Genomic DNA, 25,925 nt, shown 5'->3' on the forward strand with positions numbered 1-25,925 from the left:
TCAGTCCCCCTTTCCGGCGGCCGCGACGGCGGCGGTCCGCAGTTCCCTGGCCGGCCGCTCCTCCAGCACCGCCTGCTTCTCGTACGGGTCGACGATGCGGCGGCCGGCCCGGGGGCCGTCACCGTTCAGCGCCCGGATCGCGGCGATCGCGATGAGGAGGATCACGCCGAACCAGATCAGGTTCATCGGCTTGGCGATCCGCCTGACCATGGTCCAGAAACCGGCCGTGTCCTGCCAGCCGCCGGTGTTGTTCCGCGCGACGGTCAGCGACCCGGTGGCCCGGGCGGTGTCCAGCGCGCTGCGGCCGGCGCCGCCCAGGGTGTTGCCGGTGATCTCGCTGCCCCCGGCCGCGCCGAGCACGGAGATCGCGTGCAGCGAGGCCGACTGCACGGTGTTGGCCGTGACCGTGACCCGGGAGTTCCTGACGTAGATCGCGGTCGGGACCTCCCTGACGATGTTGCCGCTGACGCGGGCCGACACGACCCCGTCGCGCAGCACGATGCCCTGGCTGCTCTGGCCCCTGACCCGGTTGCCGGAGACCTGCGCGCCGGTGGCGTCCTTGCTCACGACGATGCCCATCTCCCCGCCGACGACCTCCGTGGTCTGCACGACCGGCCGGATGCCGCCCTGCACCTCCACGCCGTACCGGCCGTTGTCGCGGGCGGCGCTGCTCAGCAGCGAGTCGCCGCCGAAGCTGCGCAGCGACTCTCCGGAGGCGGAGGGGCCCTGGGCCAGCGGGAGGCCGCTCATCGTGAAGCCGTTGCCCGCGTTGCGCTCGGCCGTCGAGCCCGTGATCGTGACGTTCTGCGTGCCCCGCGACAGCACGAACCCGTCACCCCTGCTGCCGGTCACGGTGGTGTTCTCGATTGAGGCGTTGCGCGCGAACCGGTGCAGCAGCACGCCGTGGATGAGGCTGTCGCTGATCGTGACGTTGTCGATCCGGGTCTGGTCCGAGGCGCTGATGAAGACGCCGTACGCGTTGCCGACGATCGCGGTGTCGCTGATCTCACCGGTGACCAGGTTGGCCTGGGGCATCTGGTAGGCGATCTTGCTGCCGCCCGAGCTGTCGGTGATCTCGACCTCGTCGTCGCCGCCCCGGCTCGGCACGAGCAGGCCGTTGGGCAGGAGCGTCTTCTGCTCGGGGTCCTCCCTGTCACCCGCCTTCTCGCCGGATCCGGCCCTGCCCGGTGTCCGGGGGGCGGGGGTGGCCGCCACGCCCGCGCGTACGGGGACCCGCTCGGCGGTGTCGGCGGGCCGGTCGGTGCCCGTCAGCGCGAGCCCGCCGGTCGGGCCGCTCCAGAAGCCGAGGTACTCGACCCGGGTGTGGCTCATCCGGAGCTCTCCGCCGATGGCCCGCAGGTACGCGCGGCCGTCGGAGACCTGCGTGTCCGCCGTCCTGGTGTGGGGGTTCCAGCTCGTGATCCGCACCGGGTTCTGGGCCGACCCGTTCATCCGGATGCTCGCGTCGAAGCCCACGATCGAGACGAAGGCGCCGGGTTCGCTGCGCATCCGGATCACGAGCGGGCCCTGCGCGTTCTGCAGCACCAGCTTGGCCCCGGGGCCGAGGAACACGTTGATGCCGAGCACGAAGGAGCCGTCCGACTGCTTCTGGAACTCCTCCAGGCCGAGGCGCTCCAGGTCGGCGATGCGGTACGGGTCACGCCGCTGGGGCAGCACCAGTGTCTGGCCGTTGGCCGAGCTGGAGATGTGCGGCACCCGGGCCTGCGCGGCGGCCGGCCCGCCCCGGGCCAGCGCCGAGGACAGCGTCGCCCGGGTCTGCATGACGCGCAGCGACTCCTGGTCGACCAGCGTCGACTGCTGCTGGGCCTCCGCCTGGGGCACGTCGTTGATCGCGGGCGGCGGCTCGGCTCCGTCGGTGTAGGCGAGGTACGCCCAGGTGCAGGCCGCGACCAGGCTCAGCACGAGGATCACGAGCAGGGCGCGGCTCCGGCGCGGTGGCGTGTCGCTCATGGGGTGATGCCTCCCGTCGCGGGCGCGGCCGGGGCCGGGGCCGGGTGATGGATCGGCAGCGACGGCTCGCGGTGCCGTGGACGGTCTCCGCCGTGGGCGGAGCGGGCCGGCGGGGTCCTGACGGCGGGCCGCAGCGCCAGAGCGGGCCGTTCCTCCAGCACCCGCTGACGCGCGTAGGGGTCGCCGATGGCGGCACGGCGCCGACGGCGATCGGCTCCCACCTGCCGCGACCGCAGCGCCGACACGATGACCAGGAGGATGACCGCCGCCCAGATCAGGTTCATCGGCTTGACGTAACGCTTGGCCTTGACCCAGAACGTCGAGGTGTCGTGCCAGGCGTCCTCGACGTTGTCGTGTTCGTTCACCCGGTGGGCGGACCGTGAGACGCTGATCGCGCTGGTGCCCGAGCCGGCGACGGTGTTGCGGGTGATCTCGGTGGCGCCGACGTCGCCGACCATGGTGATCCCGTGGGCCCTGGGCCTCACCAGCGTCGTGATCTTGTTGCCCACCACCCTGGCGTTGGAGTCGCGCAGGTAGATCCCGGTCACGGTGTCCGTGATCGTGTTCCCGGCCACGTGGCCGGCGGTCGCGCCGTCCCGCAGGGCGATGCCCTGCCTTGCCTGGCCCGACAGCCTGTTGCCGGAGATCTGCACCTCGCTGGCGCCCTCGCGGACCACGATCCCCATGTCGCCACCGGTGATCTCACTGGTGTAGACGGACAGGCGGCTGCCGCCGAGCACCTCGACGCCGTACCTCCCGTTGTCGCGGGCGACGCTGTCGTTGACCGAGTTGTCGCCGTAGACGGTCAGCGACTCGCCGCTCGCGGACGGGCCCTGCGCGAGGGCCTGCCCGTTGAGCGTGAAGCCGTTGCGGCCGTTGCGCTCCGCGACGCAGTCGGTGATCTGCACCTTCTCCGTCGCCCGCGACAGCACGAAGCCGTCGCCGCCGCTGCCGATCACCTTGGTGGACTGGACCGTCGCGCTGTTCACGAACCGGTGCAGGAAGACGCCGTGCGCCAGGCTGTCCCTGATCTCGTCGTCGACGATCTGCGTCTGGTTCGACCCCGAGACGAACAGCCCGTACGCGTTGCCGGTGATGACGCTGTGCCTGATCGACCCGGACACCAGGTCGTCGGCGAGCACGTGCGTCGCGGTGCCGGGGCCGATCGGGATGGTCTCCACGTCGCCGAAGCTGCTCCCGCCCCGCTGGCTGCCGGCCCTGGACAGGCGCTCGGCCTTGTCCTGGTGCCGCTGCGTCTTGGTGCGGTGCCGGTAGACGCTCGCCGGTCGCTCGGTGCCGGTGAGCGCGATGCCCCCGGTTCGGCCGCTCCAGAACCCCAGGTCTGAGACCTCGGCGTACGCCATCTCGAACTTGCCGCCGACCGCCCTTATGTAGGCGCGGCCGTCGGTCGTGGTCATGTCGGGCCTGCGCGTGCGCACGTCCCAGCTGGTGATCCGGACCGGCTTGGCGGCGGTGCCCTTGATGTCGATGTCGCCGCCGAACGAGATGATCGAGCTGAACGACCCCGGCAGGCTGCCCATCCGCAGCGTCAGCGGCCCGCGCAACTGCAGGCGCGCGCCGTCGGCCACGAAGACCTGCACGCCGAGCAGGTAGGAGCCGTCCTTCATCCGCCGCAGATAACGGCCCTTCTCCACCGCCGCGATGTCACGCAGCGTGTACGGCGCCGTGGTGTCGTTGCGCGCGGGCAGCACCAGGGTCCTGCCGTACGCCGAGACGAAGACCTGGGGCCGCTTGCGCTGGGCCGCGGCGATGCCGCCGGCCTGCAGCAGGGCCGTCAGCGCGGCCCGGGTCTGGATGATGCGCTGGTCCTCGACGTCCACCAGCCGGGCCTGCGCCTCGGCGTCCGCGGAGATCAGGCCGGCCTTCAGCGTCTCGTCGTCGGCCATCACCGCTTCCTCCAGCGGCGCCGGCGTCTCCCGCGGCTCCTCGTCCTCCTTCGGCTCCTCCCGCGTGGGAGTCGGCAGGCTCTGCCCGCCCGCCGGAGTCTGCCGCGCCGTCCCGGCCGTGCCGGTCCCCGGCGTACGGGTGGCCTTCGGCGGCCGGGCGGACGAGCGGGTGGGGCGGGCCGACGGGCTCCGCTTGGGGGTCGGGGACGGCCGGGAGGTCTCGGTCGGCGTCGGATCGGGCGAGGGAGTCGGGCTGTGGTCCCGATCGGACGGGGGCGCCGCCGGGTCCACGAGATCCACCGGTGTCGGCTCCGCGGCCGCCGCGCGCCCTCCGCGTACGGGGGCGGCCACAGCCGGGCCGGCCACGCCGAGCGTCAGGGCCGCCGCCGTCAGGAGCGCGGGCAGCGACCGTCTCACTCAGGCCACCCCCTTGAGGGTGGCCGCGGTCTGGCCCGCCCCGCCCATCTGGTTGGCCGAGCGGGTCAGCCATCCCTGCTTGTTCATGGTGACGAACGCGTACAGCTTGATCGGCAGCGCGATCATGATGACCACCAGGCAGACCAGCGGCAGGAGCCAGATCTCCCCGGGGTGGCGGCGCAGATGCGACCAGCCGCGGACGCCCCGGCTGAGGAGCACCCAGCCGACGGCGAGCGCGATGCTCGGCAGGGTGGGCTGGAGCCTGCTGAAGAACAGGTAGGCCAGCGTGATTCCCATGGTCACCGGGGTGAGCAGGATCTGCAGCACGGTCACCTTGGTCACCAGCGGCGTCTTCCAGAGCCACCCCTTCCACAGGGCGGTGAGGTAGCAGCGGTAGGAGTTGCGGCTCCACCGGACGCGCTGCTTGACGAAGGCGCGGAAGGAGGAGGGGAACATCGAGACGGCCCGCGCGGTCGACTGGTGCACCGTCTTGTAGCCCGAGGCGAGGACGAGCCAGGTGAGCCGGCCGTCGTCCCCGGCGATGCAGCGGCGGCCGAGGAAGAACTCGTTCTCCAGGTGCTGGACCACCGGGAGGATGGCCGCGCGGCGGTAGGCCGCCGTACGGCCGGACAGGCAGGCGACGCCGCCTCTGCTGCCCATCGCCGGGACGTAGTCGTAGTAGCGGAGGTTGACCAGCCAGTCCGCGACGCGCCGCCAGACGCTGGTGGTCCGCTGGTAGACGTTCTGCTGGGTCCCCACGCCGCCGACGGCCGGGTCCTCGAAGGGCATCTGCACCGCGTCGAGCAGGCCGGGCTGCCACCACGTGTCGGAGTCGGCGAAGACCACGATCTCGCCCTGTGCCGCCCGGATGCCGACCCCCAGCGCCGAGCGCTTGCCCGCGTGCTCGTAGATGAGGACGTGCAACCGGGGGTCCTCCACCTGCGCGAGCCTGGCGTGGCACTCGGTGTCGGCGACGTCGACGACGATGATCACTTCGAGCGGGTCCTGGGCCAGCCAGCTCTCCAGGCAGCGCACCAGGATCTCGGGGTCCTCGCGGTAGGACGGGACCACCACGGAGACCGTCGTCCGGTAGCCGTTCACGATCGGCCTGGCCAGCCGGGAGAGCACCACCCGATAGATCCAGAGCCCCCAGACGAGCAGTCCGGCCAGGCCCAGCGGGATCAGATTGCGCCAGGAACCATCCGTTCCGGTGCGCACCAGCCATTCATAGGCGGCATCGAGCCAATTCGAATCTGACCCCACGGATCCTCCCCGACCTTTTCCCCGCCTGCCCACGTGTGCTGGGGGACGCGCTCGCATAGCGACAGGTAGAGAAGATACGTGGCGATTTGCCTAGCTTGCCTGGAACGATCCATCTGTTATCAGAGTGAAATGTGTTTCATCTGGGGCAGATGGGGTTTATGAGGTGACCTGGAGTAAACCGATGGGTAAGCGTCTGTGTCCGCAAGGAAAACTAGAAATGGCTAAAAGCATCATTTCTCGTGCCTTTAAGGATACCCGAAACCCCCAAAGCGGACAAAGGGTGGGTCGGATGGTGAGATGACTCGAAGCTTGACGAATTTGTCAGAGAGTCAGCTTTCCGTCGGCCTCTTGCCGGAAGACCGCCACTCCATGAGGTTCTGCAGCAGCTCGGCCTGCTCGACGGCGTCGTCGAGCGCGTTGTGGGTGTGCCGCCGGCTCGACCGCACCTCGCGCGGCATCTGCCGCTTGGTGGCCCAGGCGATCGGCACCATGGCCTTCGCCGCGTACAGCGTCTTGATGTCGACGCACCGGGAGTGGCCGAACGGCGACTCGCCGGTGAAGCGCAGGAAGTACCAGTACATCCACATCCAGTCGTACGACAGGGGGAAGGCCGCGAGCACCGGCAGGTCCGCGCCGCAGACCTCCGCGACCCAGGCGGCCGCGGCCGCCATCGCCTCCGCCGGATCGCGGCCCTCGCGCAGCAGCGTGTCGCGGTCGAGGCCGCTCACCGCCAGCGCCTCCGGCACGAACTCGTCGCTGATCGGCCGGAGTTCGGCGTAGAAGGTCCGGGCCTCCGGATCGGTCCGCTCGAAGCGCCGTCCCGTCATGCGGCCCGCCACGGTCATGCCGAAGCTGACCATGGAGTACGGGCCGGGGATGGGGCCGTCCGCCTCGATGTCGACGGATATGTACGTCTCGGCTTTCACCAGTTCTCCCTGAGGGGCCAGGGTGCGGCCGCTAGCATTCCATCACGTTCGGTAGTGCGACGATCGCGAGGGGTGAGAGTGCTGGGCGGCGTCACCTGCCTGGTCACAGTCGGCACGTCGCGGGGCGCACCCCGCCGTCCGGCCGCGCCACCACCGGAGTGGACCGCGCCACACCGGTTCGCCGCCGCCGTCTGCGACATCTCGGGCACCTCTCTTCCGGGGATCACCACCGTCGTGATCCGGTCCGGTGAGGGTACTGGGTACGTGAGTCCGTACGTGATGGCGAGTGGCGCGCTGCCGGTCGTATGGGTGATCGTCCTGGCGGTGCGGCGCGGGCTGCGCCGGCGCCGGGCGGCGGGCGTGGGCGGTGCGGAGCCACCGCCGCCACCGCACGGCGGGCGTCCGGGGCTCTCCGGCCGGCGGCGACTGGTCAAGGCCGTCTTCGACCGGCTGGTGGCCGCCGCGGCGCTGGTGGTGCTGGCCCCGCTGCTGGCCGCGGTCGCCGTGGCCGTACGGGCCAGTGGGCCGGGCCCGGCCCTGTCCCGGCAGCGGCGGGTGGGCCGGGACGGCGCCGAGTTCACGATCCTGAGGTTCCGCACGACGCACCGCCGCGCCGAGGCCCGCAGGGTCGAGCTGACCGGCGACGCCCGCGGCGAGCTGTTCCGGGTCCGCAGGGACCCCCGCGTCACCCCGCTCGGCGCTCTCCTGCGGCGTTACTCGATCGACGAGCTGCCGCAGCTCGTCAACGTGCTGCGCGGCGACATGTCGCTCGTCGGGCCGCGCCCGCCCCTGCCGGAGGAGGTCGCGCGGCACGGCGACGGCGTCCGCGGGAGGCCGGCGCTGCGGCCGGGGATGACCGGACTGTGGCAGGTCAGCGGCCGACCTGACCTGTCATGGGAGGAATCGGTACGGTTGGACCTGCGTTATGTCGAGAACTGGTCTCTCACGCTGGATCTGCGGATCCTATGGAGGACATGGGCCGCGGTCGCACGCGGGGCGGGAGCGTACTGAAGATGACGATGCGGGACGACCATTCCCTCGCGGGGGAGCTGGCGTCGGAGGCGGGGGAGCGGCTCCTGGAGCTGCGCGCACGCCTCGGTTTCGCGGACGGCCCGGCGTTGAAGGACGCCGGTGACCAGGCCTCGCACCGGTTCCTGATGGACGCCCTGCGGCGGCTCCGCCCGGACGACGCCGTGCTGTCGGAGGAGGCGACCCGCGAGGAGCGGATGGACCCCCGGCGGCTGTCGGCCGAACGCGTCTGGATCGTCGACCCCCTCGACGGCACCCGCGAGTTCTCCGAGGAGGGCCGCGCCGACTGGGCCGTACACGTCGCGTTGTGGGAGCGGGGCTCCCTGACGGCGGGCGCCGTCGCGCTGCCGGCCCAGGGGCGCACGCTCACCACGGCGGCTCCGCCGGAGCTGCCGGAGAAGGTGCGCGAACCGTTCCGCGTCGCGGTCAGCCGCACCCGGCCGCCGGAGTTCGTCCGCGACCTCGCCGCCCGCCTCGGCGCGGAACTCGTCCCGATCGGCTCGGCCGGCGCCAAGATCGCCGCCGTGCTCACGGGTGAGGTCGAGGCGTACGTCCACGCGGGAGGCCAGTACGAGTGGGACTCGGCCGCGCCGGTCGCGGTGGCGCTCGCGGCGGGGGCCCACGCCAGCAGGATCGACGGCTCATCCCTGACCTACAACCAGGGGGACCCGTCACTCCCCGATATCCTGGTCTCCCTACCGGATCTGGCGCCAACGTTGCTCGCCGGAATCCGTGACCTGCATCGCCAGACTCCCTGAAGGAAGCCGAATGCTTCAGCGTGACTACACCACGTCGCAGCTCGACGTGCTCGAGGCCGAGGCGATCCACATCATGCGTGAGGTCGCGGCCGAGTTCGAGCGCCCCTGTCTGCTCTTCTCCGGCGGCAAGGACTCCATCGTCATGCTGCGGGTCGCCGAGAAGGCCTTCTGGCCGGCGCCGATCCCCTTCCCCCTGATGCACGTCGACACCGGGCACAACTTCCCCGAGGTGATCGAGTTCCGCGACCGGCGGGTCGCCGAGCTGGGCGCGCGGCTGGTGGTCGCGTCGGTCCAGGCGTCGATCGACGCCGGGCGGGTGGTCGAGCAGACCGGGCGGCGGGCCTCCCGCAACCGGCTGCAGACCACGACGCTGCTGGACGCCATCGAGGAGCACGGGTTCGACGCGGTGTTCGGCGGGGCCCGGCGCGACGAGGAGAAGGCCCGGGCCAAGGAGCGGGTGTTCTCCTTCCGCGACGAGTTCGGCCAGTGGGACCCGAAGAACCAGCGCCCCGAGCTCTGGAACCTCTACAACACCAAGATCAGCAGGGGTGAGCACATCCGCGTGTTCCCGTTGTCGAACTGGACCGAGCTGGATGTGTGGCACTACATCCGGCGTGAGGGCATCGAGATCCCGTCGATCTACTTCTCCCACACCCGCACGGTCTTCGAGCGCGACGCCATGCTGCTGGCCGACTCCGAGGTGGTCCAGCGGGGCGACGACGAGCCCACGTTCGAGGCCGTCGTCCGCTACCGCACCGTCGGCGACATGACCTGCACCGGCGCGGTCGCCTCGACCGCCACCACGATCGACCAGATCATCGACGAGATCGCCGCCACCCGGATCACCGAGCGCGGCGCGACCCGCGCCGACGACCGGGCGTCCGAGGCCGCCATGGAAGATCGCAAGAAGGAAGGCTACTTCTGATGGACATCCTTCGTTTCGCGACGGCGGGCAGCGTCGACGACGGCAAGTCCACGCTGATCGGGCGGCTGCTGTTCGACTCCAAGGCGATCTTCGAGGACCAGCTGGAGGCGGTCGAGCGAACCTCCCGCGACCGGGGCACGGAATACACCGACCTGTCGCTGCTGACCGACGGCCTGCGGGCCGAGCGCGAGCAGGGCATCACGATCGACGTGGCCTACCGCTACTTCGCCACGCCCAAGCGGAAGTTCATCATCGCCGACACCCCGGGGCACATCCAGTACACCCGGAACATGGTCACCGGCGCCTCCACCGCCGACCTGGCGATCATCCTCATCGACGCGCGCAAGGGCGTGCTGGAGCAGTCGCGGCGGCACGCCTTCCTGACGACGCTGCTGCGGGTGCCGCACCTGGTCCTCGCGGTCAACAAGATGGACCTCGTCGACTACTCCGAGACCCGCTTCGACGAGATCCGCGAGGAGTTCACCGCGTTCGCGAGCAAGCTGAACGCGAGCGACCTCACCTTCATCCCGATCTCGGCGCTGCACGGCGACAACGTCGTCTCCCGCTCCGAGAACATGCCGTGGTACGAGGGCTCCTCGCTGCTGCACCACCTGGAGCACGTGCACATCGCCTCCGACCGCAACCTGGTCGACGTGCGCTTCCCGGTGCAGTACGTCATCCGCCCGCACAGCGCGACCAGCCAGGAGCTGCACGACTACCGGGGGTACGCCGGGCAGGTCGCGGGCGGCGTGCTCAAGCCGGGGGACGAGGTGCTGCACCTGCCCTCGGGCCTGACCACCACGATCGCCGCGATCGACACCTTCGACGGGCCGGTGGAGGAGGCGTTCGCACCCATGTCGGTCACGCTGCGGCTGGCCGACGACATCGACATCTCGCGCGGCGACATGATCTGCCGGCCGAACAACCAGCCGCACGCCGCCCAGGAGATCGACGCGATGGTCAGCTGGATGGCCGACGGCGTGAAGCTCCAGCCCAGGTCGAAGCTGATCATCAAGCACACCACCCGTACGGCCCGGGCGCTGGTGCGCGACCTGCACTACCGGCTCGACGTCAACACCCTGCACCGGGACGAGTCGGCCACCGCCCTCGGCCTGAACGAGATCGGCCGGGTGTCGCTGCGGACGACCCAGCCGCTGTTCGTGGACGACTACGCCCGCAACCGCCTCACCGGCGGCTTCATCCTGATCGACGAGGCCACCAACGGCACCGTCGGCGCGGGCATGATCGTCGACGCGCACTGATTCCATCCTGAACGGCCCCCGAGCGCGACCGCGCCGGGGGCCGTTCTCGTAGGCAAGGAGCCATCCCGCACTCCGGTAGATCCTTTGGGGATCGCCGGTCAGTCGATTACACTGCGCGCTAGGGTCGTCACGTTTCGCATCCTTTTCGTGGAGGACACGTGGCCGACGCTCAGCCGGTGATCTTCGTGGGCGGCCTGGGACGCAGCGGAAGCACCCTGATCGAGCGCCTGCTCGGCGAACTGCCGGGGGTGGCGCCGCTCGGCGAGGTGGTCCATCTGTGGGACCGCGGGGTGCGGGCCGACGAGCCCTGCGGCTGCGGGCAGCCGTTCTCCCGGTGTCCGTTCTGGACGAAGGTGGGCGAGCACGCGTTCGGGCAGTGGCGGGAGAGCCAGGCGGGGTGGCTCCCGAGCCTGCGCATGCGGGTCGACCGCACCCGCAGGCTGCCCGTCCTCGCCCTCGGGCTCCCGAGCCGTGAGGCCGAACTGGCCGAATATGTCCGGTCGTACTCCCGCATCTACGCGGCGGCGGCCGAGGTGGCCGACGCCCGTGTCGTCGTCGACTCCAGCAAGCACGCCTCCCTGGCGTACTGCCTGGCCGCGATCATGAAACCGCGCGTCGTCCACGTGGTGCGCGACCCGAGGGCGGTGGCCGCGTCCTGGCGCCGCCGGGTGCGCAGGCCCGAGAACGGACGGCCGATGACCCGCTGGACGCCCGCCAGGACCGCTGTCCACTGGCTGGCCCAGAACCTCGCCTTCGAGATCCTGCGCCGCCGGGGCGTGCGGGTCGTCCGGGTCCGGCACGAGGACCTGCTGCGCGACCCGCGCGCCACCGTCACCCGCCTCGCCGTACGGCTCGGGCTGCCGGTCGGCGGCCTCGACTTCCTCGACGGCCGCCACGCGCGTCTGGGCGTCGCCCACACCGTCTCCGGCAATCCGATGCGCTTCTCCGTCGGCCCGATCGAACTGCGCGACCGTACCGCGCCCCTGCCGCGTACGCAGCGGTGGCTGGTCACCGCGCTCACCCTTCCGCTGCTCCTCTGGTACGGCTATCGCCTCGCGGGAGCCCGGCGGTGACGCCGTCGGTCGGGGTCGTCATCCCCACCAGGGGCGACCGGCCCGGCCCGCTCCGGGCCGCGCTGACCGGGGTGCTCGGCCAGGAGTACGGCGGCGAGGTGCGCGTGCTGGTCGTGGCCGACGGCGTTCCGGCTCCCCAGGTGGCCGGACAGGTCGCCGGCGTGCCCCTGCCGGGGAGCGGAGGCCCGCGCGGCGTCCGGATGCTGGGTAACCGGCGCACCCCCGGGCTGCCGGGCGCCAGGAACACCGGAATCGCCGTGCTGGACACCGATCTCGTCGCCTTCTGCGACGACGACGACCTCTGGCTGCCGGGCAAGCTGGCCGCCCAGGTGGCCGCGCTCGCGGAGGCGCCCGCAGCGGCCTTCGCGAGCTGCGCGGTCGAGGTCGAGTACGGGACGCGCCGAGTGCCGCGGCTGGCCGGCACCGACCGGGTCGCCCACCACCACCTCACCCGCTCGCGGATGATGATGGTCCACTCCTCGACGTTCCTGTTCCGGCGTGGCTCGGTGTGGGTGGACGAGAGCGCCCCCGGCGGCCAGAACGAGGACTGGGACCTCGCGCTTCGGGCCGCCCGGCGGCACCCGATCGTCCACGTCGACCACCCGCTCGTACGGGTGCGCTGGGGAGCGTCGCACTACGCGGCACGGTGGGCCGACCGGATCGCGGGGCTGGAGTGGATGCTCGCCCGGCATCCGGGCCTGGCCGTCGAACCCCGCGGCGCGGCCCGCGTCTACGGGCAGCTCGCCTTCTGCCACGCTGCCCTCGGACGGCGTCGCGAGGCCGCCCGGTGGTCACTGCGGGCCTTCTCCGCCCGGCCGGGCGAGCCGCGCGCGGCGGTGGCGCTGGCGGTCGCCGGCGGCCTGCTCACCCCGCGCGCCGTACTGCACGCCCTCCACCTGTGCGGCCACGGCATCTGATGACCGACCCGATCCCCACGGCCGCTCTGGACCCGGCGTTCCCGGCCCGGCCCTGCCGGGCCCCAGCAGGACAGGCGGCCTCGGCCGGGATCGGGGCGGCCGGGCCTGTGGTCACCGGAACCGGAGGCGCCGACGCTGGGATGGCCGAGGCCGGGACGGACAGGGTCCCGGTGGCCGGGGTGCTGCTCGACCCGTTCACCGAGGCGCAGGTGGTGGCCCACATCATGGCCGCGCTGGAGCGTGGCGAGGGCGGCCACCTGGTCACCCCGAACGTCGACATCTGCCGGGCCGCCGCCCGGGACCCCTCCCTGCGTACGCTGATCGGCGCGGCAGAGCTCGCGGTGGCCGACGGCATGCCCCTGGTCTGGGCCTCGCGGCTGCTCGGGTGCCCGCTGCCGGAGCGGGTGACGGGAGCCGACCTGATCTGGTCGCTGACCGGGGCCGCCGCGTCGCGCGGCCTGCCCGTCTACCTGATCGGGGGGCCGCCGGGCGTCGCCGAGGCGGCGCGTGACGCGCTGTGCGGGCGGCATCCGGGCCTGCTGGTCGCGGGCGTCCACGCTCCGCCTTACGGGTTCGAGACCAGCCCGGCGGCGCTGGCGGAGATGCGGGGGCGACTCGTCGCCGCGCGGCCGTCCCTGGTCTTCGTGGGCCTCGGGTTCCCCCGGCAGGACCGGCTCATCGCCGCTCTCCGGGCCGATCTGCCGGGCACGTGGTTCGTCGGCTGCGGCGCGGCCATCGCCTTCGCCGCCGGGTCGGTGCGCCGCGCCCCCGGCTGGATGGGCGACCACGGGCTGGAATGGCTGTTCCGCCTGATCAGCGAGCCCCACCGCCTCGCCCGCCGCTACCTCGTCGACGACCTCCCCTTCGCCCTCCGCCTCCTCATCCACGCCCTCCTCCAACGCGCACTCCCCGGCCGCCCACCAGGACGCGTCAGGCGAGCGAATCGTTGATCGGTCCGACCAGCCGGCACTCTTCCGGAACTGATAGCCCGCCGACCGGCCGCAGGCGCTCTCGGCCACATCGACAGGACTTTCCTCATACGACAGATAGATTGGTCGGTATGACCGCTCAGCCTCTGGAATCTTCTGGACTCCATGACCCCGGCGAGGACCCGGCCGCGATCTTCGAGGCGCTTCCGCCGGTGCACCGCGCTCGGTTCCGGGCCGAGTACGAGGACGCGTTGGACGCCGCCCATGACTTGGCTCGCTTCAAGCAAGTGCAGACGCTGCTGCGTCAGTGGCGACTGCGGGCGATCGCTTACGCTCGCCCGGGTTACGAGGAAGCCATCCAGGACGCGCTACAGCAGCGAACGGAGATGTTCGCCCGCTACACCCCGCCGGAGTGGGAAGGCCGGGTGTGAGCTACAAGTTCGACGGCTTCCACGGACGCGCCCTGTATGAGCTGAACGGTCTTCCCCAGGATGTGCGGGATGGCGCACTGCTGGAACGCCTCATCGAGCTCCTTCGCGACCCGTGGGACGCGGTCACGGAGCGTCCTGGCCAGTCCATGGTGAGACAGGCATTCTTCGGAAACGACAGCCAGGGGATGATCACATTCATCCTCGACGAGGACACCCGGACCTTGCGCATCATCGACATCCTCTGGGTCGGCTGACCTAGGATTCCGCCTCCCTCACAGCGCCAAGGCCGCCACCTGCGGACGAGCGAAGGGCGTGGACGGTGTGGCGGAGCAGGAGGGCGGTGGTCACCGGGCCGACGCCGCCGGGCACGGGTGTGAGCGCTCCGGCACTGTCGGCGACCGCGACGGCGTCCACGTCGCCGACCAGGCCGCCGTCCTCGGTGGGATTGGTGCCGACGTCCACCACGACCGCTCCCGGCCGTACGTGCTCGGCGGTGATCAGGCCGGCGCGGCCGACCGCGGCGACGACCACGTCGGCCGTGGAGGTGATGGCGGCCAGGTCCCTCGTACGGGAGTGACAGATCGTCACGGTGGCGTTCCGGTCCAGCAGGAGATGGGCGGCGGGCTTGCCGACGACGGTGGAGCGGCCGACCACGGCGACGTGCCTACCGGCCAGGTCGATGCCGTGGTGGTCGAGGATCGCGACGACCGCCTCGGCGGTCGCCGGGGCGAACGCGGGCAGCCCCGCGGCCAGGCGGCCGAGCGACAGCGGGTTCGCGCCGTCGACGTCCTTTTCGAACGCGATGGCTCCGGCCAGGTCCTCAAGCCTGGCCCCCTGCGGCAGCGGGGTCTGGAGGATGATCCCGTGCACGGTGTCGTCGGCGCTCAGCGACGCCAGCCTGTCGCGGATCAGGGCGGGTTCGGCCTCCGCGCCGAGGTCGACGATCTCGCACATGATCCCGGACTTCTCGGCGGCCCGGGCGATCGAGCGGACGTACCAGGCGCTGGACTCGTCCGCGGTGGCGACGACGACCGCGAGCTTCGCGGGGGTCCCGGCCGCCGCGAGTTCGGCGGCCCGCGCGGTGGCCTCGGACCGGATGGAGGCGGCGAGTTCCTTGCCGGACAGCACGCGGGCGCTCATCCGGCGATCTCCTCGCGTACGGCGGCGGTGACCCGCTCGGCACGTGCGGCGACGTCGTCCACCTCCGCGGCCTCGGCGGCCAGCCCGGCGCGGACCTTCTCGTCCTTGATCCCGCCCAGGTTGATCTCGATGTTCACCCGGGCGGTGGTCGCGGCGGCCCGCGCGGCCTCGGTGGCGGCGGCGATGTCGGAGACGACGTTGCGGTTGGCGACGGGCAGCAGTTCCTCGGCGATCTCGACGGCCCGCCGGGCGACGGCGACCACCTTCGCCGGCACGGTGCCCGCCCCCACCAGGGCCCGCGCGATGGCGGCGGACCGGGCGTCCTTCGCCTCGTCGGTGTCCTTGGGCAGCTTGTAGGCCTCGGCGACCGCTCCGAAGGCCGTCGCGTCGTCCTCGGCCAGGCGCAGGGCCTCCGACCGGAGCACGTCGGTCTCGCCGATGATCCGTTCGACCAGGGACGTGTGCTCGGCGTACTTCTCGCCGGTGCTGTAGCGCGCGACCATCCCCAGCAGCGCCACGGCCTGGGCGGCCTGCAGGGCCGCGGCGGCCCCTCCGCCGGGCGCCGGCACCCGGTCGGCGAGGTGGAACAGGAAGTCGCCGATCGTCTCCTCGCGCATCGCGCCGCCCTCCGCTTGTCTCCCTGCTCGTCGCAACACAACGTGAGAATCGTCCCACGCCCGTCCGGACGTCCGGCCTCGGCGCACGCGTGTCGCCTGCGGAGAGTCAGGAGCTTACGGCCTTGAGATCGCTCAGTGGGACGGAACCACCTTCCGGGGTGGAGGGCCGTACGGGAGGCCGGTGGGGAGAGGACCCGGGGGACTGGCCGAGCAGGGTGCCGGCGAGGGCGAGGGCCATGCCGAGCAACTGGATCGGGGTGAGGGCCTGACCGAGTGCCGCCCAGCCGATCACGGTGGCCGACACCGGGCTGAGCAGGGCCAGGAAGGCGACCGAGGTCGCGGGGAGCCGGGAGATGCCGCGGAACCAGATCCAGTACGCGCAGGCGGTGCCGACGATCCCGAGATAGGCGTAGCCGAGGACGTTCTCTGTGCTCAGCGCGGGCGGCGCCCCCTCGATGAGCAGGGCGACCGGGAGGAGCAGCAGCCCGCCCGCGGTCAGTTGCCACCCGGTGAGCGCGAGGGCTCCGACGCCCTCGGGACGACCCCAGCGCTTGGTCAGTACTGTTCCGGCGGACATGGAGGCGGCCCCGGCGAGCCCGGCCAGCACGCCGACCATATCGAGCGCCGCGTCGGCGCGCAGGACGACCAGGCCGACGCCGGCCAGCCCGGTGAGGCCGGCGAGCAGTTTCCGGCCGGTCGGCCGTTCGGCGAGCAGGGCGCGGGCGAAGGCGAGCGCGAACAAGGGGCCCGCCGCACCCAGCACGGCGGCGACGCCGCCGGGCAACCGGTATGCCGCGAGGAACAGGAACGGGAAGAACGCTCCGATGTTCAGCACGCCGAGCACCGCGGCCCGCCAGACCCACTGTCCGCGCGGCAGCACACGGGTGACGGCGAGCAGCCCGAGCCCAGCCGGTAACGCCCTGGTCAGCGCGGTGAACAGCGGCCGGTCCTGCGGCAGGAACTCGGTCGTCACGGCATACGTCGAGCCCCACACCAGTGGAGTCAACCCGGTGACGGCCACAGTGCCCGCAATCGCGAGGGATGTACGGTTCGAGGCTCCCATGCCTTACTCCTCCGTTGATAATCTCAACGTTGAGATAAAAACACCTACGAAGCTTCAACGTCAAATAAGCGAACGTTGAGATATCTGGAGAGGCCGCGATGGGCGACGCCGTGGACCTGTTGCTGGATCAGTGGCGGCGGGAGCGGCCGGATGTGGACCCCTGGCCGATGGGCGTCGTCGGCCGGGTCTCGCGGCTGGCCAAGCTGCTCAACCGGGAGCTGAAGGAGTTCTTCGCGTCGTACGGGCTGGAGCACTGGGAGTTCGACGTCCTCGCGACGCTGCGGCGCTCGGGCCCGCCGTACGAGCTGGCGGCGGGCGCCCTGGTCAAGGCGGCGATGGTGACCTCCGGCGCGATCACCAACCGGATCGACCGGATGGTGGCCAAGGGGCTGGTCGATCGGCTGCCGGACGAGGGGGACCGCAGATCGGTCCGGGTGCGGCTCACCGACCGCGGGCTCGCGCTCGTGGACGAGATGCTGGCGCCGCACGTCGCGAACGAGGAGCGCCTGCTCGCCGCCCTCGACCCCCGCGACCGAGACCACCTCGCCGACGCCCTGCGCACCCTCCTCGCATCCCTCGGCGACACGACCCTTGGCTGACGAGACCGACCGACGAAACGAGAGGGAGAACAGCGGGATATGACAGAAGGCAAGCCGGTTCTGTACGTGATCGCGTGTGGGGGACGGCCGGCGGGTGAGCTTCCCGCCTTCGTGGAGCGTCTTCAGGCGGACGGCTGGACGGTCTGTGTGATCGCGACGCCGTCAGGTATGAAGTTCGTCGACGCCGAGCGGCTCAGCACGCTCACGGGCTATCCCGTACGGCACGACTACAAGCGGCCCGAGGAACCGGACGTGCTGCCCCCGGCCGACGCCATGGCGGTCGTCCCGGCGACCTTCAACACGACCAACAAGTGGGCCCTGGGCATCAGCGACACGCTGGCGCTGGGCCTGCTGAACGAAGCGATCGGCCTTGGTCTGCCGATCGTCGCCGCGCCGTGGCCCAACCACGCGCTCGCGAGGCATCCCGCCTTCCCCGGCAGCGTGGCCCGGCTCAAGGAATGGGGCGTGCGGATGGTTCTCGACTGGGACCGGCTCCCCGCCCCCGATTCAGGTGCACCCGGAGCGGGTTCCTTCCCCTGGGAAGGTCTGCACGACGCTCTGCACGCCATGCGCGGCACGTTCGGCTCTTCGTCCGGCTGAAGCGGTCCCCACCAGCTCGCGCGGTGAGCTGATCCAGGTCGCCGCGGTCGCGGTCAAGTGGGTTCAGGACCTCGACAGACGCACCGGCTCGCAGCAAGCACCAGCACCGGTCACGGGCTGAACCGTCTGCCCGGGTTCTTCTCCGCGGCTCGGGTGAACGGGTTGAGCGAGGTCAGGGCGCGGACGGCGGCCAGGTGGACGGGGAAGTTCGGATCGAGGAGACCCAGGAGGAGGACGACGGCCCAGGCGAGGGCCGCGATCAAGGCGCCGTCGTCGAAAGGGGACGGGAGCGTGAGGCCCAGCCGGTGGACGAGGAGAAGAGCGGCGAGAGGGACCAGGGCCATGATCAGGGTTCGGGCGGCCGCTGGAGATCGATGACCGCTCTGGAGGCCTCGATCGCACGGGCCCGGACGACGGCCCTGCGCGGGCGGTGGCGATGGGGTTCCCCGCGCCAGAGCCTGGCGTCCCCGGATCAGGTGCTCGTGTGCCTGTCCAGGGCGGCTTCGAAGGCGCGCGTCGTGGTCACGATCGTCGCACGTTCGGCGGGCGTGAGGCCGTCCAGCACTTCCGTCCAGGCGGTGGCGGTGCCGGAGAGCCACTCGACCACTGTTCAGTCGAATATGGGCGGATCGGTGGTCAGGGTCCGTACTTGGGCGGCGTCTTCGGCGGGGAGGGAAGGCGAGGCGAGAGCCTGGCGGGAGTCCATGGGGCGGAAGGCCGTACGGGACAGGCCGGTCCAGGTGAACGCGGACCGGGCCGGAGCGCGGCGGGACGTGCAGGCGGCCGCGATGCGGCGGGCGGCGCGATCGGTCCAGGGCAGGCCACACCAGGCGTACAGGTCGCGGAAGCCGTCGAGCGGCGCCGCGCACAGGTCCTCGTACCGCACGATCCTGATGCCGGCGGTGCGGCCGGTCACCGTGCGAACGACCTGGTGGGCGACCCGCCACAGCATGGCCGCCCCCGCGATCAGGTCCTGACCGTCGGCGACGGACTCCAGTTCGGCGACGTACGGATGGTCGCGGACCAGCAGCGGCTGGCTCAGCAGTTCGCGGACGTCCACCGACCAGCCGAGCCGCCGCCAGCTTCCGGCGAACGACACGGGGTCGCGGACCACGACAATCACCCGGCAGCCGAGGCGATCAGCGAACCACTCGGCGGACAGCAGCGCGAACGGGTCGTCCAGCAGCGCCCTCCGGGCGAGCAGCCGGCCGAGGGTGAAGGCGGTGCCGTATTTGGCCATTCTGGCGAGGTCGCCGGGCCGGTGGTTGCGGTGCAGTTCCGCCGACCAGCCGTAGCGCAGTGCGACCGTACGGGAGAACGCCGCCAGCCAGGGCGCCTCGTCGTCCGGGCAGATGTACTGGAACCGGTGCGTGACGGACGCGTCGAGCACGCCGGGGGAGCGGCCGGGCGGGCGCTGCGGGTTGAGCGGCTCGTTGACGTAGACCAGACGGCCGCTCGCCGTGAGCATCCGGCCCACCCAGCTCGTGCCGCTGCGCGGCAGGCCCGTGACCAGCACAGGCGGCCCAGCGGCGCACCCGTACGGAGGCCTCACGTCGTCCGTGCGACAGGACCGAGGCCGAACGGACGCAGGCCGTAGCGGCGGGAGACCTGCACGGCGGGCAGCAGGTTCTTCACCAGCACCCCGCCCGACCAGCCGAGCGCGGCTCCCAGCGCGCCGTACGCGGGGACGAGCAGCACGTCGAGGGCGATTGTCACGGCGACGGCCGCGGACACGTTCGCCAGGCTGGCCGTCGTACGCCCGGCCGCGACGAGCACGACGTCGACCATCCCGCAGGCCGTGGCGACCATCATCGTGGCCGACAGGACGAGCGCGATCGCGACACCCCCCGCGTACGCGGGCCCGAACAGCGACAGCGCCAACGGCGCGAGCGCCGCGTACCCCAGCCAGAGCGGCCACGTCAGCCCGACCAGCCACCTCGTCGTGGTCCGGTACACCCTTTCGGCCGTGGTCAGGTCGCCCTCCGCCAGGGCCCTGACCAGGCGGGCCTGCGCGGCCTGGGCGAGCCCCTGACCGGCGAGCTGTCCCACCACCTTGAAGCGGGTCGCGGCGGTGTAGACGGCCGCCGCGGCCGGCCCGGCGAGCAGCGCGACGACCACCACGTCGAGCCGCTGGAACACCGACTGCACCGCCGCCGCCACCGACCGGGGCGCGGTGTGCCGCCAGAAGGCGCGCACGTCTCCCACGTCGTACGGCCCGAGGCCGCGCAACCGGACGGCGGCGAGCACCGCGCAGGCCACGGAGGGCAGTGCCCAGGCCGCCGCCAGCACCGGTGCCGGAGCCCCTGCGAGTACGGCCGCGGTGACGAGGGCGAGCTGGCCGAGCGGCTGGACGGCCCCGGAGATCAGCAGGGTCGGCCGCATCGTGCCGAGGCCGCGGGTGGCGCAGACCAGCACGTCCGACAGGACCACGAACGGCAGGGCGGCGGCCAGCACCGCCCAGACGCCGGGGGACACGCCGGTCAGCCCGGCCAGCGGACCTGCCGCCAGCCAGACCCCGGTTGCGGCCACACACGCCAGCGCCCCCACCGGGGCCAGGACCCCCCGCACCATCCCCGCCGACTGACCACGGACACATCGCCGCGGTTGAGGGACACCTGCCAGAACCCCCCGCAGCAATCCAGGAGGCACCTTTTGGTGCGGGGCGTCTGCCGGGACTCCCCGCTCCGATGCCGCCGCCCTGGCGTTGCGTGCCGGTCCCGTACGGCTCCCGGCGAGGGCGTGGACGAGGCCGTTGCCGGTGTCGAGGCGGACGACGCCCGCGAGCATCAGGCACGCCGTGGTGGCCGTGAAGAACGCGCCGGCGGCGCGTGGTTCCAGTGTCCGCGTGACCACCAGCACGATCGCGAACTGCCCGGTCGCGGCGGTCGCGGCGGCGGCCAGACCGGCGGCGCCGTGCCGCACCAGGCCGCGCCGGAACGGCCCCCGGCGCACCGCCCCGGTCAGCGGCGCCATGACGGGTCGGCTCCCAGCCATCGGACGAGCAGGGCGTCCCACGGCTCGAAGTGCTCGATCAGGCGGCGGCGCACCGACTCGGGCACGACGCCCGTACGCGGCCGGGCGTTGTGCCGCGCGAACTCCACGCCGCCGATCCGGGGCAGGTCCAGGAACTCCAGCACCCGGTCGTACGCGGAGCCCGGGTCGTCGAACATCCGCCCGCTGTCGAGGACGAGGATCCGGTCGCGGCCGAGGAGGGGCTCCAGCCGGGCCAGTTGCTCGGCGTACCGGCCCCGGGCGAGATAGGCGTGGTGCCGGTGGGCCGCGCTCACGTAGCCGGGTACGTCCCGCAGCCGTTCGATCTCTCCGGCGAGGCGGAGTGGTTCGAGTTCGACGGCGCGCTCGAAGCTCGGCTCGGTCTCGTAGCCCCGCGCCAGCTCATGGGCGTGGGCGGAGCAGGCCCGCTCGACCGGGTCCCGGACCAGGACGATCAGCTTGACGCCGGGCAGGTCGGCGGCGATCCGGGCCCCCGCGAGGGGATGGAAGAGGTAGTAGGGGGTGGATTCGAAGGCCTGGACGCGGCCGCCGTGCCTGCGGCCCAGTGCCCGGGCCGTGGTCACCAGCGGGAAATGGGCGCGATACCAGGGAAGGCCCCGGTCGTAGGCCATGTCGAAGTAGTGGACGCCCTTGCGCAGCACCGGCTTCATCACGAGCGGGTGGCGTGACAGCGCGCGGTAGAGCGAGGTCGTGCCGCACCGCTGCGCTCCGGCGATGAGGAACGACGGGAGCACCCGCGCCTCCGTGGTGAGCCGTCCGGCGGCGAACGAGACGGCGTGGGCCGAGCGCTTCAGTACGGACGTCACGGTCGCCCCTTCCACAGTCCCGGGACGGAAGAAGCTCGCCCGCGCGATCGGGCGCGTCCGACAGGTTTCACAGGAGGCACTCCAAGTGGTCGATGGCGGGGTTGAGCCAGGTGGCGGGGGACCCGAGCGGCTCATGGCCGTCGCGGCGGTGCCGCTCGGCGAGGGTGATCAGATAGTGGGCCGCCGTACGACGCGCTCCGGCGGCGTCGGCGCCGAACGGCTCCAGAATCCGGCCCGCCTGGGCCAGGCAGGCGCGGGCGGCGACCGGGGGAGGCATCCGGCGCAGGGCCTGGTGGAAGAAGTGGTGCAGCGCGTCGAAGCCCACGGGCGCGCCGACGGCGAACCGCTCCCAGTCCCACACGAGCAGCCGTCCGTCCGCGCCCGCCGCCGTGTTCCACGGAGTGAAGTCCCCGTGCCACGCCGCCGTCCGGCCGAGGCCCGCGTACGGGTCGCCGTGCGGGGAGTCGTCTGTGGCCTGGCCGGTTCGGGGGCCGAGGGCGGCGATCTCCCGTACGGCCGAGGCGAGCAGGCCGGCGGGCACTCTACGGGAGGTGAACGGGCGGGAGGGGACAGGCAGAGATGACAGCGCCAGCACCTCCAGGCCACGCCACACACCGTGATGCAGCACCGTGGGCGGCACGACGACCTTGAGCGCCCGGTCGGCGAGCCCGCGCAGCACCTCGCCCTCGTGCCGCACCAGCGCGCGGGCTCGCTCGGAATCGCCGATCTTCACGAACGCCACGAGTCCGGAGGAGTCGTACGCCTCCAGGATCGGTTTGCGGTTGGCCCGGCGGGCGGGCCTGACGTGGACGACGACGCGCACGCGGCGGTCGAAGACCTCGCTCAGGTGCGTCTCGATCGTGCCGGACGCCCCGCAGGCCGGCAGGCGGCGGCCCAGCGCCGCGTGCCACCACGCGCGGGGGACCACTCGCCGGGGCACGAGGCGGTGCGGCAGCACGGTGCGCGCCGTCCCCCCGGCGGCCCGGTCACCGTTCCGGTCCCCACCGGTCGGGAAAAGCGCTTCGAGCACCTCGTCGAGGTAGCGGAGACGGACCGCCGCGTCTCTCATGGGCGCCGCCGATCGCCGGGGAACGCACCGGTGGCCGTCGCGGCTCCGTTGCGCCACAGGAGGGCGAAGGAGATCAGGTAGAGGGTCAGGGCGCTCACCAGCCCGTCGTACACGACCATGTAGAGCAGCACGAGGATCATCACGAGCGTCCCCGCCTTGCCGATCGGCGACCGGTCGGCCCAGTAACGCCGCACCGCGCCGGCGAAGAAGGCGATGTACAGCAGCGCCCCCGTGAAGCCCTGGCTGATCAGCAGCAGCCACAGGTGCCCGTCGCTGCCGAGCGGCGGATGGCCGCAGTCGGGGCACCACGCGCTGCGGCCCGTCGTGGCCGTGCGGTGGCTGCCGTACGCGGTGCGGGTGTTGCCGAAGCCGATGACCGGGGAGGAGGCCGCGACCCGCACCGTGGTCGCGATCGTGAAGGCCCGGATGCCGTTGCTCTGTGGATTGTCCAGGCGCTGCGCGACGATCCCGCTCAGCGGCGACAGCAGGAAGGCGACCCCCGCGACGGCCGTGACGAGGCCCGCGAGGAGGGGCCGCCCGCCCCGGACGGCCAGGTACGCCGCCGAGACCCCGAGCCCGATCCACAGGCCCCGGTTGAGCGAGTAGACGACCGGTACCGCCGCGACGGCGAGCAGCAGCACGGCCGCCACCCGCCGGTACGGCCCGCCGTAGGTCCACCAGCCCACCACGAACCAGATCACCAGCACCGAGACGTCGCTGCCCCAGGCGTTGGCCCACTCGAACGGCGCCTCCGGGCGCGGCGAGGCGTGCCCGAGCACGTGCTGCACCTGGGCCGCCGTCGGATGGATCAGGTTGGCGACGAACGGGTTGCCACCCAGCCACGACGGCAGCGCCATCTCCAGCGGCGAGGTGAACTCGAAGCGCGGGGCGAGGACGCCGAGCAGCCCGCCCGCGACGGCCGTCAGGAACAGCGCGCCGAGCCACCTCACCAGCGTCCGCTGCGGCAGCTCCTCCAGGGTCAGGTTGCCCAGGTAGAGCACCATGATCAGAAGCGAGACGTAGACCGCGAGCCGCATCAGGTAGCCGACGACCCGGCCGGTGTTCAGCTCGCCGTAGGTGCCGTCCGGGGTCTCGGCGAGCGTGAGCGCGCTGACGAGGTAGCCCGTCAGCAGCAGCGCCCACAGGCCGAAGCCCTTCGGCGCCCTGATCGGCCGCCTGCGCCACAGCACCACCGCCATCGGCACGGCCAGCACCACCGCCGACAGGGATCCCAGGCCGAGCGCCCACCACAGCGGATAGCCCAGCAGGAGCGCCCCGATCGGCCACGCCGCCGCGGACGCCCGCGCCGTTCCGCGCGCCGTTCCGCTCGCCGCTCCATTCGCCGGCACGCGGTGCCTGCCACGCGCCGGTTCACGTACGCCGGCGGGCGGCGAAGCGTACGCCGGGCGTGTCGAGGTCTCCACGGGCTCCCGGCGCTTCGCGTGCGCGGGCCCGGCCGCGGGCAGCCGCCCGCTCTCGCCCGAGGCGTGCGGCGAGGGAGCGGCCGGGCCGCGAAAGCCGGCGTACGGCGGGGGATCGACGCGGCCGGCGAAGGCGGCGTGTGGCGGGGGCGACGTCAAGCGCTCCACCTCGTGGGCTCGGTGACGGGCTCGGAGACGGGTGGGGTGACGGGCGCGGTGATTCCCTGGGATCCGGTGAACCCCCGGGGCACGGTGACTACACCGACCACCCGCGCTCCCTGCCGCCCGAGTTGCCGTACGGCCCGGGCGACCTCGGTGGAGGTCGTCCGCCTGAGGCCGACGAGCAGCAGGGCGGCGTCCGGGTGGGCGGCCCGGGCGGTCACGACCGTCGCCGGCACGAGACGGGCGAGCGTGCCGCCGAGTCCCCTGGCGACCTGCCTGGCCGCGTCGTCCGCACCGGCTCGCCGGGCTCCGCTGCCGGCCCCCACCCGCCTTGTCCTGGCGCCGTCCCCGCCCCGCCGAGGTCCGGTGCCGTCGCCGACGCCTTCGACGAGCAGCCGGTGCGGGCCACCGCCCAGCGACGTGGCGACGGCGGCGGCCATCTCGCCGAGGAACTCCGGACCCGGTCTGACCGGAAGCTCGGCGAGCAGGGGCAGGCCGCACATCCGCTCGACGTCCGCGCAGGTGCGCAACCGCGTGTCCGTACGGTCGCGGGCGAAGGCGGCGCCCGCCCCCGCGAGTATCCCGAGGAACAGGCCACTGCCCAGGAATAGCGGAGGGCTGGGGCTGCTGGGCCGGATCGGCGGCCGGGCCGGGCTGATCACCGTGCCCGGCGTGACCGCGACCGTCCTGAGCGCGTCGTGGCGCAGGGTGAGATCCGACACCTGCCGGGCGAGCACGGCCTGCCGCCGGGCCGCTCCCAGCCGGGCCACCGGATCAGCCTGCCCGGCCGTGCGAGCGGCCTGCCCTGTGGCCTGCCCTGGGGTCTGCCCGGTCCGCGCGGCCGCCGGAGTGGTCCCGGCGGCCTCGTCCAGGTCGTCCTCGACCTGGCGCAGCCGCGCGGAGATGAGCTTGAGCTGGGCGGCGAGCGCGTCCTCGGCGGCGCGGGCGCGATTGTGCAGATACGCCTCCGCGTACGCCTGGGCGCCCGCCGCCGCGGCCCCGGGATCGTACGCCGTGTAGGAAATGGAGAGGATCGCGGAATTGGGTGGCACGTCCACCATGACGTGCTCCCGTAATTCCTCCGAATCCTGATATTTTAGAGTTCTGGCGGCAAGGGCGGAAACGACCGCCGAGCGGGCAATCTGTGATTCGGTGTCGAGATTGAGTGGTTCGCGTTGCCGGGTGCTCGGTGTGTTGAGTTGTTCCTGTATGCCGGTCGGCAGCACCTGCACCTGGGCGACCGCCGTGTACCGCGCGGGGGTCGCCGCCAGCGCCGCCGCCCCGCCGCCCACCCCGGCCAGCAGGCAGACGGTCACGACCAGCCGCCTGCGCCAGAGCACCGAACCGTACTCCCCGATGTCCCGGCTGTGCGGCGGCAGGCTCATGGATCTCTCCGTGCGCTCGTTCGTCACCCCGCCGCGGTCGCGGCACAGCGGCGGCACGCCGTCGGAGACGGGCGTGTCCGCGGTCCGGGCGGCCCTCCGGCGTGACCCGATTTCGAACTATAGGCGGCGGCGGACTTTCGTCCCCGGCTATTGCTGATTTTCCTCGGGACAATGGCCGTCAATTAGCTACTTAAAACGCGCTATTTCCGTACGCGTGAGATCGGGAAAACGGCCTCGGAATCC

At 72.3% G+C, this 25,925-nt stretch carries 25 protein-coding genes and 1 pseudogene; 11 read left to right on the plus strand and 15 right to left on the minus strand.

Translation table 11 applies throughout. The features are described 5' to 3' along the window. The 4 genes from F5972_RS28105 to F5972_RS28120 all read right to left on the minus strand — a co-directional run bounded on the left by F5972_RS28105 (window position 1) and on the right by F5972_RS28120 (window position 6,484). Entirely contained in the window at window positions 1-1,971 is a 1,971-nt protein-coding gene (locus F5972_RS28105) for a right-handed parallel beta-helix repeat-containing protein (RefSeq protein WP_150937566.1), read from the minus strand. Then, a complete protein-coding gene (locus F5972_RS28110) occupies window positions 1,968-4,295 on the minus strand; it encodes a right-handed parallel beta-helix repeat-containing protein (protein ID WP_150937569.1) in 2,328 nt (775 codons plus the stop codon). The genes F5972_RS28105 and F5972_RS28110 overlap by 4 nt, the downstream gene beginning before the upstream one ends. After that, window positions 4,296-5,513, minus strand: a complete 1,218-nt coding sequence (locus tag F5972_RS28115) for a glycosyltransferase family 2 protein (protein WP_225311966.1) — start codon at window positions 5,511-5,513, stop codon at window positions 4,296-4,298. It lies immediately after the preceding gene. 374 nt (window positions 5,514-5,887) lie between these two features. Continuing rightward, on the minus strand, window positions 5,888-6,484 hold the full coding sequence (locus tag F5972_RS28120; RefSeq protein ID WP_150937573.1) for an exonuclease: 597 nt from the start codon (window positions 6,482-6,484) through the stop codon (window positions 5,888-5,890). 381 nt (window positions 6,485-6,865) lie between these two features. Here F5972_RS28120 and F5972_RS39225 point away from each other — a divergent pair. The 9 genes and pseudogenes from F5972_RS39225 to F5972_RS28165 all read left to right on the plus strand — a co-directional run. Beyond that, window positions 6,866-7,495, plus strand: a pseudogene (locus F5972_RS39225) (sugar transferase); the annotation flags it as partial. A gap of 2 nt (window positions 7,496-7,497) precedes the next feature. Continuing rightward, the gene (locus tag F5972_RS28130; RefSeq protein ID WP_150937575.1) at window positions 7,498-8,271 is read left to right on the plus strand and encodes a 3'(2'),5'-bisphosphate nucleotidase CysQ; all 774 of its coding nucleotides are present in this window, start codon (window positions 7,498-7,500) and stop codon (window positions 8,269-8,271) included. Between the two features lie 10 nt (window positions 8,272-8,281). Next, entirely contained in the window at window positions 8,282-9,196 is a 915-nt protein-coding gene (gene cysD, locus F5972_RS28135) for a sulfate adenylyltransferase subunit CysD (RefSeq protein WP_150937577.1), read from the plus strand. Next, window positions 9,196-10,458, plus strand: coding sequence for a sulfate adenylyltransferase subunit CysN (cysN, locus tag F5972_RS28140; RefSeq protein WP_150937579.1), 1,263 nt, complete (start codon window positions 9,196-9,198; stop codon window positions 10,456-10,458). The genes cysD and cysN overlap by 1 nt, the downstream gene beginning before the upstream one ends. Before the next feature lie 158 nt (window positions 10,459-10,616). Then, the gene (locus F5972_RS28145) at window positions 10,617-11,531 is read left to right on the plus strand and encodes a sulfotransferase (RefSeq protein ID WP_225311967.1); all 915 of its coding nucleotides are present in this window, start codon (window positions 10,617-10,619) and stop codon (window positions 11,529-11,531) included. Beyond that, window positions 11,528-12,448, plus strand: a complete 921-nt coding sequence (locus tag F5972_RS28150) for a glycosyltransferase family 2 protein (RefSeq protein ID WP_150937581.1) — start codon at window positions 11,528-11,530, stop codon at window positions 12,446-12,448. The genes F5972_RS28145 and F5972_RS28150 overlap by 4 nt, the downstream gene beginning before the upstream one ends. After that, window positions 12,448-13,398: a WecB/TagA/CpsF family glycosyltransferase gene (locus F5972_RS28155; protein WP_225311968.1), complete on the plus strand. Its 951-nt coding sequence runs from the start codon at window positions 12,448-12,450 to the stop codon at window positions 13,396-13,398. Before F5972_RS28150 ends, F5972_RS28155 begins: the two co-directional genes overlap by 1 nt. A 110-nt stretch (window positions 13,399-13,508) precedes the next feature. Continuing rightward, complete coding sequence (locus tag F5972_RS28160; RefSeq protein WP_150937583.1) at window positions 13,509-13,808, plus strand: DUF6247 family protein; 300 nt, start codon at window positions 13,509-13,511, stop codon at window positions 13,806-13,808. Next, a complete protein-coding gene (locus tag F5972_RS28165; RefSeq protein ID WP_150937585.1) occupies window positions 13,805-14,062 on the plus strand; it encodes a hypothetical protein in 258 nt (85 codons plus the stop codon). The genes F5972_RS28160 and F5972_RS28165 overlap by 4 nt, the downstream gene beginning before the upstream one ends. A gap of 1 nt (window position 14,063) precedes the next feature. On the opposite strand, the gene F5972_RS28170 is transcribed toward F5972_RS28165, so the two are convergent. From F5972_RS28170 to F5972_RS28180, 3 genes are all read right to left on the minus strand, one after another. After that, window positions 14,064-14,948, minus strand: a complete 885-nt coding sequence (locus F5972_RS28170; RefSeq protein ID WP_150937587.1) for a bifunctional 5,10-methylenetetrahydrofolate dehydrogenase/5,10-methenyltetrahydrofolate cyclohydrolase — start codon at window positions 14,946-14,948, stop codon at window positions 14,064-14,066. Continuing rightward, window positions 14,945-15,604: a cyclodeaminase/cyclohydrolase family protein gene (locus F5972_RS28175; RefSeq protein ID WP_225311969.1), complete on the minus strand. Its 660-nt coding sequence runs from the start codon at window positions 15,602-15,604 to the stop codon at window positions 14,945-14,947. Before F5972_RS28175 ends, F5972_RS28170 begins: the two co-directional genes overlap by 4 nt. Before the next feature lie 67 nt (window positions 15,605-15,671). After that, window positions 15,672-16,628 carry an EamA family transporter gene (locus tag F5972_RS28180; RefSeq protein ID WP_150937589.1) on the minus strand — a complete coding sequence of 319 codons (957 nt, stop codon included), beginning with the start codon at window positions 16,626-16,628 and terminating at the stop codon, window positions 15,672-15,674. 98 nt (window positions 16,629-16,726) lie between these two features. Between F5972_RS28180 and F5972_RS28185 the strand changes: the two genes are divergently transcribed. After that, window positions 16,727-17,227, plus strand: a complete 501-nt coding sequence (locus tag F5972_RS28185; RefSeq protein WP_150937591.1) for a MarR family winged helix-turn-helix transcriptional regulator — start codon at window positions 16,727-16,729, stop codon at window positions 17,225-17,227. A 39-nt stretch (window positions 17,228-17,266) separates the two neighbouring features. Next, on the plus strand, window positions 17,267-17,827 hold the full coding sequence (locus F5972_RS28190; RefSeq protein ID WP_150937593.1) for a flavoprotein: 561 nt from the start codon (window positions 17,267-17,269) through the stop codon (window positions 17,825-17,827). 110 nt (window positions 17,828-17,937) lie between these two features. Here the strand turns inward: F5972_RS28190 and F5972_RS28195 are convergent, their stop codons facing one another. From F5972_RS28195 to F5972_RS28225, 8 genes are all read right to left on the minus strand, one after another. After that, window positions 17,938-18,171 carry a hypothetical protein gene (locus F5972_RS28195; RefSeq protein WP_150937594.1) on the minus strand — a complete coding sequence of 78 codons (234 nt, stop codon included), beginning with the start codon at window positions 18,169-18,171 and terminating at the stop codon, window positions 17,938-17,940. A gap of 128 nt (window positions 18,172-18,299) precedes the next feature. Then, a complete protein-coding gene (locus F5972_RS39000; protein ID WP_263641868.1) occupies window positions 18,300-18,434 on the minus strand; it encodes a hypothetical protein in 135 nt (44 codons plus the stop codon). Between the two features lie 3 nt (window positions 18,435-18,437). After that, window positions 18,438-19,343 (minus strand): sulfotransferase, encoded by a 906-nt coding sequence (locus F5972_RS28200; RefSeq protein ID WP_263641869.1) that lies wholly within the window; start codon window positions 19,341-19,343, stop codon window positions 18,438-18,440. Window positions 19,344-19,375: 32 nt separating this feature from the next. Then, window positions 19,376-20,821, minus strand: a complete 1,446-nt coding sequence (locus tag F5972_RS28205) for a lipopolysaccharide biosynthesis protein (RefSeq protein WP_225311970.1) — start codon at window positions 20,819-20,821, stop codon at window positions 19,376-19,378. After that, window positions 20,788-21,645: a sulfotransferase domain-containing protein gene (locus F5972_RS28210; RefSeq protein ID WP_225311971.1), complete on the minus strand. Its 858-nt coding sequence runs from the start codon at window positions 21,643-21,645 to the stop codon at window positions 20,788-20,790. Before F5972_RS28210 ends, F5972_RS28205 begins: the two co-directional genes overlap by 34 nt. Before the next feature lie 67 nt (window positions 21,646-21,712). Continuing rightward, window positions 21,713-22,714, minus strand: a complete 1,002-nt coding sequence (locus F5972_RS28215; RefSeq protein WP_150937600.1) for a hypothetical protein — start codon at window positions 22,712-22,714, stop codon at window positions 21,713-21,715. Continuing rightward, window positions 22,711-24,294 (minus strand): hypothetical protein, encoded by a 1,584-nt coding sequence (locus F5972_RS28220; RefSeq protein ID WP_225311972.1) that lies wholly within the window; start codon window positions 24,292-24,294, stop codon window positions 22,711-22,713. The genes F5972_RS28215 and F5972_RS28220 overlap by 4 nt, the downstream gene beginning before the upstream one ends. Further along, window positions 24,291-25,682, minus strand: coding sequence for a Wzz/FepE/Etk N-terminal domain-containing protein (locus tag F5972_RS28225; protein WP_150937602.1), 1,392 nt, complete (start codon window positions 25,680-25,682; stop codon window positions 24,291-24,293). Before F5972_RS28225 ends, F5972_RS28220 begins: the two co-directional genes overlap by 4 nt. Window positions 25,683-25,925 lie beyond the last annotated feature (243 nt).

This window comes from Microbispora cellulosiformans, from assembly GCF_008728085.1.
Taxonomy (GTDB): Bacteria; Actinomycetota; Actinomycetes; order Streptosporangiales; family Streptosporangiaceae; genus Microbispora; species Microbispora amethystogenes.